Source organism: Terrabacter sp. NPDC080008 (assembly GCF_040702505.1).
In the GTDB taxonomy this organism is placed as follows: domain Bacteria; phylum Actinomycetota; class Actinomycetes; order Actinomycetales; family Dermatophilaceae; genus Terrabacter.
Genome location: NZ_JBFBLC010000002.1, coordinates 17225 through 33177 on the forward strand (window position 1 = coordinate 17225; position 15953 = coordinate 33177).

At 71.9% G+C, this 15953-nt stretch carries 14 protein-coding genes; 11 read left to right on the top strand and 3 right to left on the bottom strand.

Annotated elements, in window-relative coordinates; all coding sequences use genetic code 11:
• Nucleotides 1-73: 73 nt before the first annotated feature.
• On the top strand, nucleotides 74-1774 hold the full coding sequence (locus AB0316_RS05920; RefSeq protein WP_366271350.1) for a CHAP domain-containing protein: 1701 nt from the start codon (nucleotides 74-76) through the stop codon (nucleotides 1772-1774).
• A 117-nt stretch (nucleotides 1775-1891) separates the two neighbouring features.
• Here the strand turns inward: AB0316_RS05920 and AB0316_RS05925 are convergent, their stop codons facing one another.
• Nucleotides 1892-2776: a DUF3097 domain-containing protein gene (locus AB0316_RS05925; RefSeq protein ID WP_366271352.1), complete on the bottom strand. Its 885-nt coding sequence runs from the start codon at nucleotides 2774-2776 to the stop codon at nucleotides 1892-1894.
• A gap of 192 nt (nucleotides 2777-2968) precedes the next feature.
• Between AB0316_RS05925 and hrcA the strand changes: the two genes are divergently transcribed.
• From hrcA to AB0316_RS05940, 3 genes are all read left to right on the top strand, one after another.
• Nucleotides 2969-4027 (top strand): heat-inducible transcriptional repressor HrcA, encoded by a 1059-nt coding sequence (gene hrcA / locus AB0316_RS05930; protein WP_366271354.1) that lies wholly within the window; start codon nucleotides 2969-2971, stop codon nucleotides 4025-4027.
• Nucleotides 4028-4105: 78 nt separating this feature from the next.
• Nucleotides 4106-5239, top strand: a complete 1134-nt coding sequence (dnaJ, locus tag AB0316_RS05935; RefSeq protein ID WP_366271356.1) for a molecular chaperone DnaJ — start codon at nucleotides 4106-4108, stop codon at nucleotides 5237-5239.
• Nucleotides 5240-5258: 19 nt separating this feature from the next.
• A complete protein-coding gene (locus AB0316_RS05940) occupies nucleotides 5259-6002 on the top strand; it encodes a 16S rRNA (uracil(1498)-N(3))-methyltransferase (RefSeq protein WP_366271358.1) in 744 nt (247 codons plus the stop codon).
• A 119-nt stretch (nucleotides 6003-6121) separates the two neighbouring features.
• On the opposite strand, the gene AB0316_RS05945 is transcribed toward AB0316_RS05940, so the two are convergent.
• Together AB0316_RS05945 and AB0316_RS05950 are read right to left on the bottom strand one after the other, a co-directional pair.
• The gene (locus AB0316_RS05945; RefSeq protein WP_366271360.1) at nucleotides 6122-7378 is read right to left on the bottom strand and encodes a Gmad2 immunoglobulin-like domain-containing protein; all 1257 of its coding nucleotides are present in this window, start codon (nucleotides 7376-7378) and stop codon (nucleotides 6122-6124) included.
• Nucleotides 7375-7974 carry a SigE family RNA polymerase sigma factor gene (locus AB0316_RS05950; protein ID WP_366271362.1) on the bottom strand — a complete coding sequence of 200 codons (600 nt, stop codon included), beginning with the start codon at nucleotides 7972-7974 and terminating at the stop codon, nucleotides 7375-7377. The genes AB0316_RS05945 and AB0316_RS05950 overlap by 4 nt, the downstream gene beginning before the upstream one ends.
• Before the next feature lie 84 nt (nucleotides 7975-8058).
• On the opposite strand from AB0316_RS05950, the gene AB0316_RS05955 reads away from it, so the two are divergent.
• From AB0316_RS05955 to leuA, 7 genes are all read left to right on the top strand, one after another.
• Nucleotides 8059-8418: a histidine triad nucleotide-binding protein gene (locus tag AB0316_RS05955; RefSeq protein WP_366271364.1), complete on the top strand. Its 360-nt coding sequence runs from the start codon at nucleotides 8059-8061 to the stop codon at nucleotides 8416-8418.
• A complete protein-coding gene (locus tag AB0316_RS05960) occupies nucleotides 8415-9959 on the top strand; it encodes a peptidase S10 (protein WP_366271366.1) in 1545 nt (514 codons plus the stop codon). The genes AB0316_RS05955 and AB0316_RS05960 overlap by 4 nt, the downstream gene beginning before the upstream one ends.
• Before the next feature lie 178 nt (nucleotides 9960-10137).
• Nucleotides 10138-11202 carry a PhoH family protein gene (locus AB0316_RS05965; RefSeq protein WP_366272795.1) on the top strand — a complete coding sequence of 355 codons (1065 nt, stop codon included), beginning with the start codon at nucleotides 10138-10140 and terminating at the stop codon, nucleotides 11200-11202.
• Nucleotides 11199-11666, top strand: coding sequence for an rRNA maturation RNase YbeY (ybeY, locus tag AB0316_RS05970; RefSeq protein ID WP_366271367.1), 468 nt, complete (start codon nucleotides 11199-11201; stop codon nucleotides 11664-11666). Before AB0316_RS05965 ends, ybeY begins: the two co-directional genes overlap by 4 nt.
• A 27-nt stretch (nucleotides 11667-11693) precedes the next feature.
• Nucleotides 11694-13019, top strand: coding sequence for a hemolysin family protein (locus AB0316_RS05975; RefSeq protein ID WP_366271369.1), 1326 nt, complete (start codon nucleotides 11694-11696; stop codon nucleotides 13017-13019).
• A gap of 25 nt (nucleotides 13020-13044) precedes the next feature.
• The gene (gene era, locus AB0316_RS05980; protein ID WP_366272797.1) at nucleotides 13045-13971 is read left to right on the top strand and encodes a GTPase Era; all 927 of its coding nucleotides are present in this window, start codon (nucleotides 13045-13047) and stop codon (nucleotides 13969-13971) included.
• A gap of 212 nt (nucleotides 13972-14183) precedes the next feature.
• Nucleotides 14184-15929 (top strand): 2-isopropylmalate synthase, encoded by a 1746-nt coding sequence (gene leuA / locus AB0316_RS05985; protein ID WP_366271370.1) that lies wholly within the window; start codon nucleotides 14184-14186, stop codon nucleotides 15927-15929.
• Nucleotides 15930-15953 lie beyond the last annotated feature (24 nt).

A 15953-nucleotide genomic window follows, 5' to 3' on the forward strand; every position in this document is an offset into this window, starting at 1 on the left:
GGAAAGCAGGGACGCCTTGGCCTGTATGTCCTAGATTGCGGGTGCACCCCACACGCAACTTCTGGAGACCGACATGCCTTTGGCCACCTTCCCCCGGGTCGGCAGCGCGCTGGCCGCGCGCTCAACGCGCGTCCGCCGACGCCTCGCCCTGCTGGTCACGGCCCTGGCCGTCCTGGTCTCGACGGTCGGTCTCGCCGGCCCGGCGCGCTCCTACGAGTGGACGGTGCTGTGCCACGGCACGAGCTACACCGCCTGCACGAACGCCGGCTACACCGACGGCGGCTACGCCGCGAAGGCGAGCAGCTCGTGGTGGAGCCAGTCGACGGGCCACAACTGCACCAACTACGTCGCCTACCGCCTCGTTCAGAACGGCATGCCGAACGTGCGGCCGGCCGGGCTCTCGGGCAACGCCTACAACTGGGGACTGGCCTTCGCGAACAAGATGGACGACGCCCCGGCCGTCGGCTCGGTCGCATGGTTCGGCCAGTCCTTCTCGAGCACCGGCCACGTCGCGTACGTCGAGAAGGTCATCTCGCCCGACCAGATCCAGATCTCCGAGGACAACTGGGGCGGCGAGTTCCGGTGGCGCACGGTGAGCCGCTCCGGCGGCTACTGGCCGGCCGGCTTCATCCACTTCAAGGACGTCGGCCCCAAGGTGGCCCAGCCGGCCGACTACCCCACCTACAAGCCGGTAGCGCCGACGCGCATCGTCGACACCCGCTCCGGCCTCGGCGCAAGCGGACCGCTGGCGGCAGGGAGCGACACGAGCATCCTCGTGACCGGGAAGGCCGGCCTGCCCAAGACCGCCCTGGGCGCCGTGGTCGTCAACGTCACCGCCGTCAACGCGAGCAAGGCCGGCTGGCTGCTGGCCTACCCGTCGGGCACCTCGCCGGCGGCGTCGTCGACCGTCAACTTCGGTCGGGGAGACACCCTGGCCAACCAGGCCGTCGTCGGCGTCGGCCAGGACGGGCGCATCCGCGTCAGGGTGAGCCAGGCGACCCACGTGCTCGTCGACGTCGTCGGCTGGTACCCCTCGTTCGGCAACCTCAGGACCACGACGCCGACGCGCCTGCTCGACACCCGCTCGGGGCTCGGCACGACCGGCGGGCGACTGCCCTCCGGCGGCCGCGTCGACCTGCAGGTGACCGGGACCTCTGTCGTGCCGTCCTCCGGGGTCGACTCGGTCCTGATCAACCTCACCGCCGCGTCCCCGTCGGGGCCAGGGTGGCTCGCCGCCTGGCCGGCCGGTGCCAGCCGGCCGAACTCGTCCTCGCTCAACTACGACGCCGGCACCGCGCTGTCCGGGCTCGTGGTGGCCAAGGTCGGAGCGGGCGGCAAGGTCAGCATCATGGCCTCCTCGAGCACCGACGTCGTCGCGGACGTCGTGGGCTGGTACCCCTCGCCCGCCGACTACCTCGGCCTCACGCCGTCGCGCCTGCTCGACACCCGTGACGGCACGGGCGTCGGCTCGCGCGGCGCGGTCGACCCGAGCAGCGTGATCCGCCTCAAGGTCACCGGCCGCGGCGGCGTGCCGGCCACCGGCGTCAAGGCGGTGGTCCTCACCCTGACGGTGACCGCGCCGGAGAGCAACGGGTTCCTCACGGCATACCCCTCGTACACCGCGCGGCCCACGACGTCGAACCTCAACTACCTCGCCGGCCAGACGATCGCCAACACGGCGTTCGTGCGGCCGAGCAGCGACGGCTACGTCGACATCTACGCCCAGCAGGGCACGCAGGTGGTCGCCGACGTGCAGGGCTACCTGGCGCAGTAGTGGCGGCCGCCGGTCCGTGAAGGCACGGGCGCGGCGGTGCGTGGGGGTGCAGGAGGGTCAGCAGGTGGCGTCGTGCGACGCCACCTGCTGGCACCTCAGCTCACCGGCGGCGTCCGCTTAGGCGCCGGGTTCGGTGACGAAGTCGATGAGCTCCTCGACGCTGGCCAGCAGCGTGGGCTCCAGGTCGGCGTAGGTGCGCACCGTGCCGAGGATCCGCTTCCACGCGTTCGCGATGTCGGCCTGGGTGGCGTGGGCCCAGCCGAGCTCGGCGCAGATGCCGTGCTTCCACGACGTGCCGCGGGGGATGACGGGCCACTGCTGCCAGCCGAGGCGCTCGGGGCGCACCGACTGCCACACGTCGACGTAGGGGTGGCCGAGGATCCGCACGTGCTGGCTCAGGCCCGGCAGGGCTCGCGCCTGCTCGACGATCCGCGCTTCCTTGGTGCCCGGCAGCAGGTGGTCGACGAGCACGCCCATCCGCCGGCCGGGGCCGGGGTGGAAGTCGGCGATGATGCCGGCGAGGTCGTCGACGCCGTCCATGAGCTCGACGACCACGCCCTCGACCCGCAGGTCATCACCCCACACCTTCTCGACGAGCTCGGCGTCGTGACGCCCCTCGACGTAGATCCGCGACCCGCTCGCGACGCGGGCCCGCGCCCCCTCGACGGCGACCGAGCCGCTCGCGGTCCGCGAGGCGGCCTTGCGAGCCGCTGCGAGCGCCGCCCCGGCCGCGGCGGTGGGCGGTGTCAGCGTGACGGGTGCGCCGTCGACGAGGAAGCCGGGGCCCAGGGGGAACGCTCGGGTCCGTCCCTGCCGGTCCTCGAGGTGGACGACGTGCATGCCACCCGCCTTCTCGACACGGACGACGGCGCCCACCCAGCCCGTCTCCACCTCCTCGACGACGAGGTCCGGCTCCGCGGCCACCGGGGTCGAGCGACCGCGGCGCGGGGCACGCCAGTCGCCGCTGAGCACGTCTGATCCGTAACGGTCGATGGGGGACACGGGAAGCGAGGGTATGCCGTCGGGCCGGGTCGTCGGCAGCCGCCACGCGGGCGCCGACTGGGTGGCGGCATTACTTGGCCGGAATCGGAGATCCGGCCGCGACGACGTAGACTTGGCACTCGTCAATCGAGAGTGCCAGCACGCTGCCAGAGCGCCGCCCAGCACGTGCGAGACCAGCGAGGGAGGGTTGCGATGAGCGAGGACCGCCGGCTGATGGTGCTGCGCGCCATCGTGCAGGACTACGTCCAGACCTCCGAACCCGTCGGGAGCAAGGCGCTCGTCGAGCGCCACCACCTCGGCGTCAGCGCCGCCACCGTGCGCAACGACATGGCCCTGCTCGAGGAGGAGGGCCTCATCCACGCGCCGCACACGTCGGCCGGGCGAGTGCCCACGGACGCCGGCTACCGCGTCTTCGTCGACCGGCTGAGCGCCATCAAGCCGCTGGGACCGGGTGAGCGCCGGGCGATCAGCCAGTTCCTGCAGGGCGCCGTCGACCTCGACGACGTCGTCGACCGCACCGTGCGCCTCCTCGCCAGCCTCACCCGCCAGGTCGCCGTGGTGCAGTACCCGTCGCTCAGCCGCTCCACGGTCCGGCACGTCGAGCTCGTGCCGCTCGGCTCGACCCACCTCATGGTCGTGCTCATCGTCAACACCGGGCGGGTGGAGCAGCGCGTCGTCGACACCGGTCGCGTCCTCGTCGGCGCTGAGGGCGAGGCTCTCGTCGCGTCGATGCGCACCCGGGTCAACGAGGTCGCGGCCGGCGTGCCGTTCACCGTGGCGGCGACGCGTCTGCGGCGGCTCGTCGACGAGCCGGACGGCAGCGCCGGAGCCGACGATGACCGGGCGGCGCTGCAGGCGGTCGTCTCGGCCCTCGGCGACGCACTCGTCGAGGAGCGCGAGGAGCGCGTCGTGCTGGCGGGGCAGGCCAACCTCGCCCGCTCGGTCGCCGACTTCCCGCGCACCATCGGACCCATCCTCGAGGCGCTCGAGGAGCACGTCACCCTGCTGCGCCTGCTCGGGCAGCTGGGCGATGACCCCGACCTCGTCTCGGTCCGCATCGGCTCCGAGAACCCCGTCTCTGGCCTGCAGACCACCTCGCTCGTCTCCGTGGGGTACGGCTCGGGCAGCGAGCGGGTCGCGAGCCTCGGAGTCCTCGGCCCGACCCGGATGGACTATCCGACGACGATGGCCTCCGTGCGGGCCGTGGCGCGCTACGTCTCGGAGATCCTCGACGAGAACCAGGCCACCTGACCCGAAGCACCGACCTCGGCCAGTCCGCCGGTGCCCACGGCGCCGGAACCAGAAGCACCACGTATCGAAGGAACCAGCTTGAACGACTACTACGCCGTCCTCGGGGTCTCGCGCGACGCGAGCCAGGAGGAGATCAAGAAGGCCTACCGTCGGCTGGCCCGCAAGCTGCACCCCGACGTCAACCCCGGCCCCGAGGCCGAGGAGGAGTTCAAGCGGGTGTCGCAGGCCTACGACGTGCTCTCCGACCCGCAGAAGCGCCAGTCCTTCGACATGGGCGCCGACCCGTTCGCGACGGGCGGCGGCGCGGGCTTCGGGGCCGGCCAGGGCTTCTCGTTCAGCGACGTCATGGACGCCTTCTTCGGCGCCGGTGCCACGGCCGGCTCACGCGGCCCCCGCTCGCGCGTGCAGCGCGGCCAGGACGCCCTCGTACGCCTCGACATCGACCTCGCCAAGGCGGTCTTCGGCTCCGAGGAGGAGCTGACGCTCGACACCGCGGTCGGCTGCACCCGGTGCGGCGGCGACGGTGCCGAGCCGGGCACCGGGCGCCAGACCTGCCCGATCTGCCACGGCAGCGGCGAGGTGCAGCAGATCCAGCGCAGCTTCCTCGGCCAGGTCATGACCTCGCGGCCGTGCGTCAACTGCCAGGGATTCGGGTCCACGCTCACCGACCCGTGCCACGACTGCTCCGGTGACGGGCGCGTGCGCACCCGCCGCAGCCTCAAGCTCAAGGTGCCCGCGGGCGTCGACACCGGCACCCGCATCCAGCTGACGGGCGAGGGCGAGGTCGGCCCGGGCAACGGCCCCAACGCCGACCTCTACGTCGAGATCCGCGTCCTCAACCACGAGACGTACACCCGCCGCGGTGACGACCTGCACTGCAGCGTCGAGCTGCCGATGGCGGCGGCCGCGCTGGGCACGAGCTTCAAGCTGTCCACGTTCGACGGCATGCAGGACCTCGAGATCAAGCCGGGCACCCAGAGCGGCGACGTGCTGACCCTGCGCGGCCTCGGTGTCACCCACCTGCGCCACGGCGGCCGAGGCGACCTGCTCGTGCACGCCACGGTGCAGACGCCGACGCGCCTGACCGAGGAGCAGGAGGAGCTGCTGCGCCAGTTCGCCGCGCTGCGCGGCGAGGACAGCCCCCAGGGCCGGCTCACGCCGGCCAACAAGGGCCTGTTCGGCAAGCTGCGCGACGCCTTCAAGGACAAGTGAGCCCTCCGGTGGGCCCGCGGTGACGCACCAGCTCTTCCTCGGCGAGCCCTCGGCGGTGGCCGCGGCCGTCGTCGGCGCGACGCTCGTGCTCGAGGGCGACGAGGGCCGGCACGCGGCCACGGTGGTGCGGCTGCGCCCCGGTGAGCGCTGCTTCGTGGCCGACGGCGCCGGCCGGCGGGTGCTCGTCGAGGCCACCGAGGTCGACCGCACCCGCGTGTGCGGCCGGGTGCTCGACGTGGTCGACGAGCCGGCGCCCGCGCCGCGGTTCGTGCTCGTCCAGGCCCTCGCCAAGGGTGACCGCGACGAGCAGGCGATCGAGGCGGCGACCGAGCTCGGCGTCGACGAGGTCGTGCCGTGGCAGGCCGAGCGCTCCGTCGTGGTCTGGCGCGGCGAGCGGGCGGCGAAGTCGCAGGCCAAGTGGGCGGCCGTCGTGGCCCGGGCGACCAAGCAGTCCCGCCGAGCCCGTATGCCGGCCACCGCCTCCGTCGTGGGGATCGACGGCCTCGTCGCGCGGGTCAAGAGCGCGAGTCTGGCCTTGGTGCTCCACGAGGACGCCACCGAGCCGCTCGCGCCCATGGAGCTGCCGACCGACGGCGACGTCCTCCTCGTCGTCGGGCCGGAGGGCGGCATCACCGCGCGCGAGCTCGACGCGCTGGCGGCAGCGGGTGCCCGGCCGGTTCGACTGGGCTCGACGATCCTGCGCGCCTCCTCCGCCGGCCCGGCGGCGCTCGCGGTCCTCAGCGCGCGCGCCCGCTGGCGCTGAGCGTGCCCCTGCGGGGCGGCATGCGCAGGCCTTCGCCCAGCCGGCGCCCCGGTTCGAGGTGATATCGGGCACCTGCGGCTGCCGCGATCACCTCGAACCGCGAGACGACGGCGGGTGGGTCAGCGGGCGGTGAGCGGCACGCGTTGCTCGGCCACGGTGCTCGCGTCCTCGGCGCTGCTCTCGTAGACGCGCAGCACATAGGTGCCCGCAGGCACCGGCTTGGTGGTGAACGTGTAGGCGGCGCGTGCCGGGGCCGACTGGGCCGCGGTGGTCACCCCGCCGTCGACGCGCCTGCCGTTCCGGAACAGCTCCCACAGCACGGTGGCCTCGAAGGTGCTGGCGACGCCCTTGACGGTCACGGGCTTGCCCGCGCTGACGACCGCGCCGCGGGCCGGCTCGTCGACCCAGATCGGCGCGACCTGGTCGAGGACGGCCATCGGGTCGCTCGGGCGCGTGTAGGACGCGGTCACCGGGTGACCGGGGGAGACCTGGCTGCCGCCGTCGGCGAGCTGGAACCGGACCGGCAGCGACTTGCCGAGCGCGGCCTGCACCGTCCAGACCAGCTGCTCGATCGCCAGCTGCTGGGTGCTGGCGGTGCCTCCCGACAGCCGCACGGTGATGCCGTCGGCGGAGACCGCGACCGACTGCGGCGTGATGCCGACCCAGGCGGAGCGGTAGGAGGAGCCGGCCGGTGCCGGGCCCATCGCCAGGCGGAGCGCCGCGAGGGCCGTGTTGTCGCCCGTGCTCGGTGAGGGGAAAGAGGCAGGCGCGAACTCGCGGAAGAGCCGCAGCTGCGGGCTCCCCGCCACGACCGGACCGACGTAGTAGACCGGCACGGTCGTGCGCACTGTCGCTTGCCCGGGGGCGCTCGTCGGGGCCGCCGTCGGGGAGGGGGAGAGCCCCTCGGCCGAGGTGGTGGGGATGCTCGAAGGTGCACCGGAGGAAGCGCCCGAGGGTGTGCCCGGCGCCGTCGGCGCGACGGAGGTGGCGGTGGGGGAGGTCGCCGCGACCGGCGGCGCCTGGGCCGGTGGCCGGTTGAGCGCCCACAGGGTGCCCGCGACGAGCAGCGCAGCGGCGGCTGCCGCGGCCGGCAGCATCAGGCGACGGGAGCGGGTCGGCCTCGCGGTGTCGCCGCCGCGTCCACGCGCGGTGAAGGCCGTTGAGGCGCGGGTTCCGCGCGCTTCGGTGAGGATCGCGTCGAGTCGTTCGGTGGGAGCCATCGACCGGGCCTCCTCGTGCAGTGCCCGGCGCAGGCGCGCCTCGGTGGACCCGAGCGGGGGGTGGTCCCCGCGAGGCCCGGGTGCTCCGGCGGTGGTGGGCGGCTCCCCGTGGTCCTCGCCGGGACGCGGCGCGGGCCCGGTGGCGTCTGTGTTCATGACAGCTCCAGGGGCTCGATGGTGCGGCGCAGGGTGGTGAGGGCGCGGTGGGCGTGGGTCTTCACGGCCCCGGGTGAGATCTCGAGGGCCGCTGCGATCTGGGGCTCGGACAGGCCCGCGTAGTAGCGCAGGACCACGACCTCGCGCTGGCGGACCGGCAGGTCGTGCAGGGCCGTGACGACGAGGGCACGGTCGGCCGAGCGCAGCGCCTCGACCTCGGCGCTCCCGTGGCTCCCACGCCCGGGGACGTCCGCAGCCGCGGCCTCGCGCACGTTCTGCCGGTCCACCACCACCTGGTGGCGCTGCACCGAGCGACAGCCGTTCACCACCGCCGCCTGCAGATATCCCACGACCCGTCCGCCCTCACGGATGGCGGACCAGCTGCGGTGGGTCGCCACGAACGCGTCCTGGACGACGTCCTCGGCGGCGAGCTGGTCGCGCAGCAGCAGCCACGCCAGGCGCACCAACCGGTGCCAGTGCGCGCGGTAGAGCTCGGTCACGGCGAGGTCCGGATCGGCGGGCAGGGCAGCCGGGACGGCGGCGGGAGACTCCCCGGACCCGGTGGGTCGGGAGGCTCCGAGCTCACCGACCGGCATACCCAACGCTCTCACGGACGGTAGACGCGCAGCTGCACGTGCAGGTTGACGCGCCCGTCGGCGTCGGGGTCCTAGGGTGCGGTCATGACCTCGCAGACCCCCAGTGACTGCCTCTTCTGCAAGATCGTCGCCGGTGAGATCCCCTCCGAACGCGTCGCCGAGAGCGAGCGGTCCATCGCCTTCCGCGACATCAGCCCGGCCGCGCCCGTCCACGTGCTCGTCGTGCCGCGGCGCCACGAGCCGACCGTCGGCGCGCTCGCCGCCGCCTCGGGTGAGGACCTGACCGACGTCTTCCGACTGGCGGCGCAGGTAGCCGAGCAGGAGGGCGTGGCCGACGCGCACCGGATGATCGTCAACACCGGCAGCGGCGCGGGCCAGACGATCTTCCACGCACACGTCCACGTCCTCGGTGGCACCACCTTCACCGAGCGGGGGATGGTGTGACCACGCCCGGCTCCGACGACACCGCCCACGACGCCGCTGGCGACGCCGCCCACGATGCCGAGCGCCCCGAGGGCGGCTCGACCACCGCGACCACCGCCAGGGCCGCCGAGCCGGTCGACGACCTCGTCACCACCCAGCACACGCTCGAGGCCGGCGGCCGCACCCTGCGCTACACCGCCACCACGGGGCGCGTCGTGCTGCGCGAGGAGGAGCACAAGGACGGCACGTTCGGCGGCCACAAGGCGCGCGCGGAGCTCTCCCTGACGAGCTACGTCCTCGACGACGCCGACCCACGCACCCGCCCGGTGACCTTCGCCTTCAACGGCGGCCCCGGCAGCTCCAGCGTCTGGCTGCACCTCGGCCTGCTCGGCCCACGCCGGGTGGTCAGCGGTGACGTCGGGGCGCTCCAGCCGCCGCCCTACGACCTCGTCGACAACCCCGAGTCACTCCTGACCGTCAGCGACCTCGTCTTCATCGACCCGATGTCGACCGGCTACTCCCGAGCCGTCGAGGGCGGCAAGCCGGGGGAGTACCACGGCTACCAGAAGGACATCGAGTCGGTCGCCGAGCTCATCCGCCTGTGGACCTCGCGCCACGGCCGGTGGATGTCTCCGAAGCTCGTCGCCGGCGAGTCCTACGGCACCCTCCGCGGGGCGGCCCTCGCCGAGCACCTGCAGAGCCGCTACGGGATGTACCTCAATGGCCTCATCCTGATCAGCAGCGTCCTCGACCTGGGCTCCGTCGACTTCGAGAACCAGCGCAACGACCGCGCCCACGCCCTCTACCTGCCGACGTATGCCGCCGTGGCCCACTACCACGGCAAGCATGCCGGACGCTCGCTGAGGGACGTGCTCGACGAGGCGGAGGCGTATGCCGCCCGCGACTACCCGTGGGTGCTCTCGCGCGGCAACCGGCTCACGCCCGTGGAGCGCGCCGAGGCGGTCTCGACGCTGGCGCGCCTGTCGGGTCTGACCGAGGACTACGTCGACCGCGCCGACCTGCGCATCGAGCACTGGCGCTTCTTCACCGAGCTGCTGCGCGACCAGCGGCTGTCGGTCGGGCGCCTCGACGCCCGGTTCACGGGACCGGCCGCCGCCGCCATCGCGGAGAACATGGACGCCGACCCCTCGCACGACGCGATCACGGGCCCGTACGCCGCCGCGTGGAACCACTACGTGCGCGACGAGCTCGGCTACCGCAGCGACCTGCACTACGAGCAGATCTCACGGCTCGTGCACCCCTGGTCGTTCAAGGACTTCGAGGGACGGCCGGTCGACGTGTCACCGAAGCTGGAGCGCGCCATGCGGCAGAACCCGCACCTGCTGGTGCACATCGCCTACGGCTACTACGACGGGGCGACGCCCCACTTCGCGGCCGAGGACGTCGTCGCCCACTTGCAGCTGCCCGTAGACCGCCTCGCGAACGTCGAGCACGTGTACTACGAGGCAGGGCACATGATGTACGTCCACGAGCCCTCGCGCCTGCGGCAGAGCGCAGACCTGGCCGATTTCGTGGTGAGGAGCGCGAGCCGCGACACGTAGACTCGTGACCACGATGAATGACGCGCAGCCACGACCCTCCGAGTCCGACGGCCACCTCGACAGCGACACCGCTGCCCGCCCCGACGGCGCCCGCACGGCCCGCAGCCCCCGCGGCTCGGACGGGGACCGCGGGAACGGCGTCCCGGTGCTGACGCGGGAGATCCCGCCGCCGATCGAGATGGTGACGCTGCTCGGCCCGCGCGACGAGCTGCTGCGCACCATGGAGCGGCAGTTCCCGCTGGTCGACACGCATGTGCGCGGCAACGAGATGACCTTCACCGGTCCGGCCGGTGAGCTCGAGATCATCGACAGCCTCCTCGACGAGCTGCTCGTCATCGTCGAGACCGGCCAGCCGCTCAACCGTGACGCGGTCGAGCGCTCGATCTCGATGCTGCGCAACCAGACGCTCGAGCGCCCCGCCGACGTGCTGACGATGAACATCGTCAGCAACCGCGGGCGCACGATCCGGCCCAAGACGCTCAACCAGAAGCGCTACGTCGACGCCATCGACCAGCACACCATCGTCTTCGGCATCGGACCCGCGGGCACGGGCAAGACCTACCTCGCCATGGCCAAGGCCGTCGCGGCGCTGCAGGCCAAACAGGTCAACCGCATCATCCTGACCCGCCCCGCCGTCGAGGCGGGGGAGCGGCTCGGCTTCCTGCCCGGCACGCTCAACGACAAGATCGACCCCTACCTGCGCCCGCTCTACGACGCGCTGCACGACATGGTCTCGCCCGAGACGATCCCCAAGCTCATGGCCTCCGGCACCATCGAGGTGGCACCACTGGCGTACATGCGCGGCCGCTCGCTCAACGACGCGTTCATCATCCTCGACGAGGCCCAGAACACCTCGAGCGAGCAGATGAAGATGTTCCTGACCCGCCTCGGCTTCGGCTCCAAGATGGTCGTCACCGGCGACATCACCCAGGTCGACCTGCCCGGCGGCACGCGCTCCGGTCTGCGCATCGTGCGCGACATCCTCGGCGACGTCGACGACATCCACTTCGCCGAGCTGACCTCCCACGACGTCGTACGCCACCGGCTGGTGAGCGCGATCGTCGACGCCTACGACCGCACCGACGCGCGCGAGCGCAAGCGGGCCGCCCGTCGGGCAGCGGACGGCGAGCAGTCGGGCCGCGCGGGGCACGGCGCCGCCGCGGGCGCCCGGCGCGCCACACGGCATACGCCCTCCTCCACGCCCCCGGTGGCGCCCTCGGTGGCGCAGGAGGACCCGGCGTGAGCATCGACGTCCTCAACGAGACCGACCACGACGTCGACGAGCTCGAGCTGCTCTCGTGCGCGGCCTACGTCATGGAGCAGATGCGGGTGCACCCGCAGGCCGACCTGTGCATCAAGCTCGTCGACGAGGACGCCATGGAGGTCCTCCACGTGCAGTGGATGGACCTGCCCGGCCCGACCGACGTCATGAGCTTCCCGATGGACGAGCTGCGGCCCGGCCGCGAGGGCCAGGAGCCGGAGGAGGGCACGCTCGGTGACATCGTGCTGTGCCCGTCCGTCGCCACGAAGCAGGCCGCCGAGGCGGGTCACGCCCCGATGGAGGAGATGCTGCTGCTGACGACGCACGGCATCCTGCACCTGCTCGGCTACGACCACGCCGAGCCGGACGAGGAACGCGAGATGTTCGAGCTGCAACGCCAGCTCCTGCTGACCTTCCTCGCCACGCGCAACCGCCCCAGCGCCTGAGCGCCGGCCCCGACTCGAGAGAACGAGATGCTCCCGCAGTTCGCCCTCCCGGCCCTGATCAGCATCGTCGTGGCGTTCCTGCTGTCGGCCGCCGAGGCCGCCATCTTCAGGATGTCCCGCGTGCGGGCCCAGGAGCTCTTCGACGAAGGTCGCTCCGGGGCCAAGTCCCTCGTGACGGTGGTCGGCGACTCCCCGGCCTACCTGTCGGTCATCGCCTTCCTGCGTGTCGTGGCCGAGGCCACCGCGGCGGTCCTCGTGACCCTGGCGGTGTCGGCGCGGCTGGACTCGACGTGGAGTCGGGCCCTGACGAGCATCGCGATCATGGCGGTGGTCTCCTTCGTCGTCGTCGGGGTGTCCCCGCGCACGCTCGGCCGGCAGAACTACGACACGGTGGCGCTGTGGAGCGCACCCTTCGCCGTCGGGCTGCGCCGCGTGCTCGGCCCCCTGGCCAAGCTGCTCGTCGTCCTCGGCAACGCCGTCACGCCGGGCAAGGGCTACACCGACGGGCCCTTCCAGACCGAGTCGGAGCTGCGCGACCTGCTCGACATGGCCGGCGACTCCGACGTCATCGAGGCCGACGAGCGGGAGATGATCCACTCGGTCTTCGAGCTGGGCGACACCGTGGCTCGGGCCGTCATGGTGCCGCGCACCGACATGGTGACGATCGACGCCGACAAGAGCCTGCGCAGCGCCATGTCGCTCTTCCTGCGCTCGGGGTTCTCGCGCATCCCGGTCATCGGCGAGGACAGCGACGACGTGCGCGGCCTGCTCTACTTCAAGGACGTCGCCCGCCGCCTCAACGCGGCCCCGGAGGACGCGCGGCACCCGGCGACCGAGGTCATGCGGCCCATGCACTTCGTGCCCGAGAGCAAGCCCGTCGACGACCTGCTGCGCGAGATGCAGCTCGAGCAGAGCCACTTCGCCATCGTCGTCGACGAGTACGGCGGCACCGCGGGGCTCATCACCATCGAGGACATCATCGAGGAGATCGTCGGCGAGATCTCCGACGAGCACGACCGGGAGGCGCCGGGAGTCGAGCAGCTCGAGGACGGCACCCTGCGCGTCCCGGCCTCGATGGACATCGACGACCTCGCCGAGCTCTTCGACGTCACCATCGAGGAGGAGGACGTCGACACCGTCGGGGGCCTGCTGACCAAGGTCATCGGACGCGTGCCGATCGTCGGGTCGTCCGGTACGGTCGCTGGTCTGGAGCTGACGGCCGAGCGGATGGCCGGACGCCGCCACCGGGTCGCGTCGGTCATCGTGCACCGGGCGCCGGTGCCCGACGACGACGCCGCGCAGACCGAGGTGCACACCAAGACGGAGGACGCCCATGGGCACGCAGGACGCTGAGCCGACGCAGGGCCCGGACGCCGGCATGCTGCCCGGCCGTTCGGAGGACTACCGTGCCGGGTTCGCCTGCCTCGTGGGGCGGCCCAACGCCGGCAAGTCGACCCTGACGAACGCCCTCGTCGGGCAGAAGGTCGCCATCACCTCGTCGAAGCCGCAGACGACGCGCCACACGATCCGCGGTGTCGCCACGACGCCGACGGCGCAGGTGATCCTCGTGGACACCCCCGGTCTGCACAAGCCGCGCACCCTGCTCGGGGAGCGGCTCAACGACCTCGTCCGCGAGACGCTCCTCGAGGTGGACGTCGTCGGCTTCTGCCTGCCTGCCGACCAGCGCATCGGCCCCGGCGACACGTTCATCGCGAACGAGCTCAAGGAGCTGCGCTCGGTGCGTCGTCGCCCGGTCGTCGCCATCGCGACCAAGGCCGACGCCGTCGACCGAGAGCGTCTCGCCGAGCACCTCATCGCCATCGACCAGCTGGGGGAGTGGGACGCGATCATCCCGTGCTCCGCGGTCTCCGGCAGCCAGGTCGAGGAGGTCCGTGACGTGCTGGCCTCGTTCCTGCCGCGTTCTCCGCAGCTCTATCCCGACGGCGTGCTCACCGACGAGCCCGAGATGGTGATGATCGCCGAGCTGGTCCGCGAGGCCGCCCTCGAGGGCGTGCGCGACGAGCTGCCCCACTCCCTGGCCGTCGTCGTCGAGGAGATGGTGCCGCGCGAGGGCCGGCCCGAGGACAGGCCGCTTCTCGACGTGCGCGTCAACGTCTTCGTCGAGCGCCCGAGCCAGAAGGCCATCGTCATCGGTCGCGGCGGCTCCCGGCTGCGCGAGGTCGGCACCAACGCCCGCAAGGGCATCGAGGCGCTGCTCGGGCAGAAGGTCTTCCTGGACCTGCACGTCAAGGTCGCCAAGGACTGGCAGCGCGACCCCAAGCAGCTGCAGCGCCTGGGCTTCTGAGCCGCGCCCTCCGGGACGAAACGGTCTCACCATCCGGGCCGGCGGTCCCGAGCGGTGGACGCGGAGGGAGCGACCGGCATACGGTGGCGGGGTGCTTGCGGTGAGCCTCCTGCTTCTTCGCCGCGACGAGGCCTGATCCCGGCCCTCCTCGTCGCGGAGTTTCCCGTGTCCGGCCGGACACCGAGCGAGACGCAGACGAAGAGAGTGCAGTGATGATCCACCCCCAGCAGACGTCGGGCATGCCGTTCCAGAAGTACGTCCCCTTCCACGAGCAGATCCCGTTCGAGCTGCCCGACCGCACGTGGCCGACGAAGCGGATCGAGCAGGCCCCGCGCTGGTGCGCAGTGGACCTGCGAGACGGCAACCAGGCGCTCATCGACCCGATGAACTCCGAGCGCAAGCTGCGCATGTTCCAGCTGCTCGTGAAGATGGGCTACAAGGAGATCGAGGTCGGCTTCCCGTCGGCGAGCCAGACCGACTACGACTTCTGCCGGGAGCTCATCGAGGGCGGCCACATCCCGGACGACGTGACGATCCAGGTGCTGACGCAGTGCCGCGACCACCTCATCGAGCGCACCTACGACGCGATCCGCGGCAGCAAGCAGGCGATCGTCCACTTCTACAACTCGACGTCGGCGCTGCAGCGCAGGGTCGTCTTCGGCCTCGACCAGGACGGCATCATCGACATCGCCGTCCAGGGCGCGCGCCTGTGCAAGAAGCTCGAGGAGACCATCCCCGACACGCAGGTCTACTACGAGTACTCGCCGGAGTCCTACACCGGCACCGAGCTCGACTTCGCCATGCGGATCTGCAACGCGGTCATCGACGTCATCGACCCGAGCCCCGACCACAAGATGATCGTCAACCTGCCCGCGACCGTCGAGATGGCGACTCCCAACGTCTACGCCGACTCGATCGAGTGGATGATCCGCCACCTCGACCGGCGCGAGTCCGTCGTGGTCAGCCTGCACCCGCACAACGACCGGGGCACCGGCGTGGCGGCGGCCGAGCTGGGCTACCTCGCCGGCGCCGACCGCATCGAGGGGTGCCTGTTCGGCAACGGCGAGCGCACCGGGAACGTCTGCCTCGTCACCCTCGGGATGAACCTCTTCAGCCAGGGCGTCGACCCTCAGATCGACTTCAGCGACATCGACGAGGTGCGCCGCACGGTCGAGTACTGCAACCAGCTGCCGGTGAACGAGCGCCACCCCTATGGCGGCGACCTCGTCTTCACCGCCTTCTCCGGCTCGCACCAGGACGCCATCAAGAAGGGCTTCGAGGCGATGGCAGCCGAGGCGAAGGAGAAGGGTACGAGCGTCGACGACCTCGTCTGGGGCGTGCCCTACCTCCCGATCGACCCGCACGACCTCGGCCGGTCCTACGAGGCGGTCGTGCGCGTCAACAGCCAGTCCGGCAAGGGCGGCGTCGCGTACATCATGAAGACCGAGCACCAGATGGACCTGCCGCGCCGGCTGCAGATCGAGTTCTCCGGCGTCGTCCAGCGCGGCGTCGACCAGGACGGTGGCGAGGTCGCACCCGCCGAGCTGTGGGGCAGGTTCCAGGACGAGTACCTCCCGAACCCGGCCAGCCCGTGGGGACGCTTCGAGCTGGTCAACGTCGTCACCGACTCCACGGTCGACGGTGCGAGCACGATGGAGGCGACCGTCACCGACGGTGGCGAGCCGGTGACGGTGAACGGCACCGGCAACGGTCCGATCGCCGCCTTCGTCGACGCCCTCTCCACGATCGAGGGCACGCCCGACGTGCGCGTCCTCGACTACGCCGAGCACGCCCTGTCGGCAGGTGGCGACGCGCGTGCCGCGGCGTACGTCGAGTGCGCCGTCGGCGACCGGGTGCTCTGGGGGGTCGGCGTCGACTCCTCGATCGTCACCGCCTCGATCAAGGCCATCGTCTCGGCCGTCAACCGGGCCGAGCGGGACGCCCGTTCCGCCGCCTGACAGCAGGGCTGCCCCGGTGGGGTA

Bases quoted from the DNA above. Each gene is read 5' to 3' on its own strand.
- era (WP_366272797.1), top strand. From the start codon at position 13,045: ATGCTGCCCGGCCGTTCGGAGGACTACCGTGCCGGGTTCGCCTGCCTC.
- leuA (WP_366271370.1), top strand. From the start codon at position 14,184: ATGATCCACCCCCAGCAGACGTCGGGCATGCCGTTCCAGAAGTACGTC.
- AB0316_RS05945 (WP_366271360.1), bottom strand. From the start codon at position 7,378: ATGAACACAGACGCCACCGGGCCCGCGCCGCGTCCCGGCGAGGACCAC.
- hrcA (WP_366271354.1), top strand. From the start codon at position 2,969: ATGAGCGAGGACCGCCGGCTGATGGTGCTGCGCGCCATCGTGCAGGAC.
- AB0316_RS05955 (WP_366271364.1), top strand. From the start codon at position 8,059: ATGACCTCGCAGACCCCCAGTGACTGCCTCTTCTGCAAGATCGTCGCC.
- AB0316_RS05965 (WP_366272795.1), top strand. From the start codon at position 10,138: ATGGTGACGCTGCTCGGCCCGCGCGACGAGCTGCTGCGCACCATGGAG.
- AB0316_RS05950 (WP_366271362.1), bottom strand. From the start codon at position 7,974: ATGCCGGTCGGTGAGCTCGGAGCCTCCCGACCCACCGGGTCCGGGGAG.
- AB0316_RS05920 (WP_366271350.1), top strand. From the start codon at position 74: ATGCCTTTGGCCACCTTCCCCCGGGTCGGCAGCGCGCTGGCCGCGCGC.
- AB0316_RS05975 (WP_366271369.1), top strand. From the start codon at position 11,694: ATGCTCCCGCAGTTCGCCCTCCCGGCCCTGATCAGCATCGTCGTGGCG.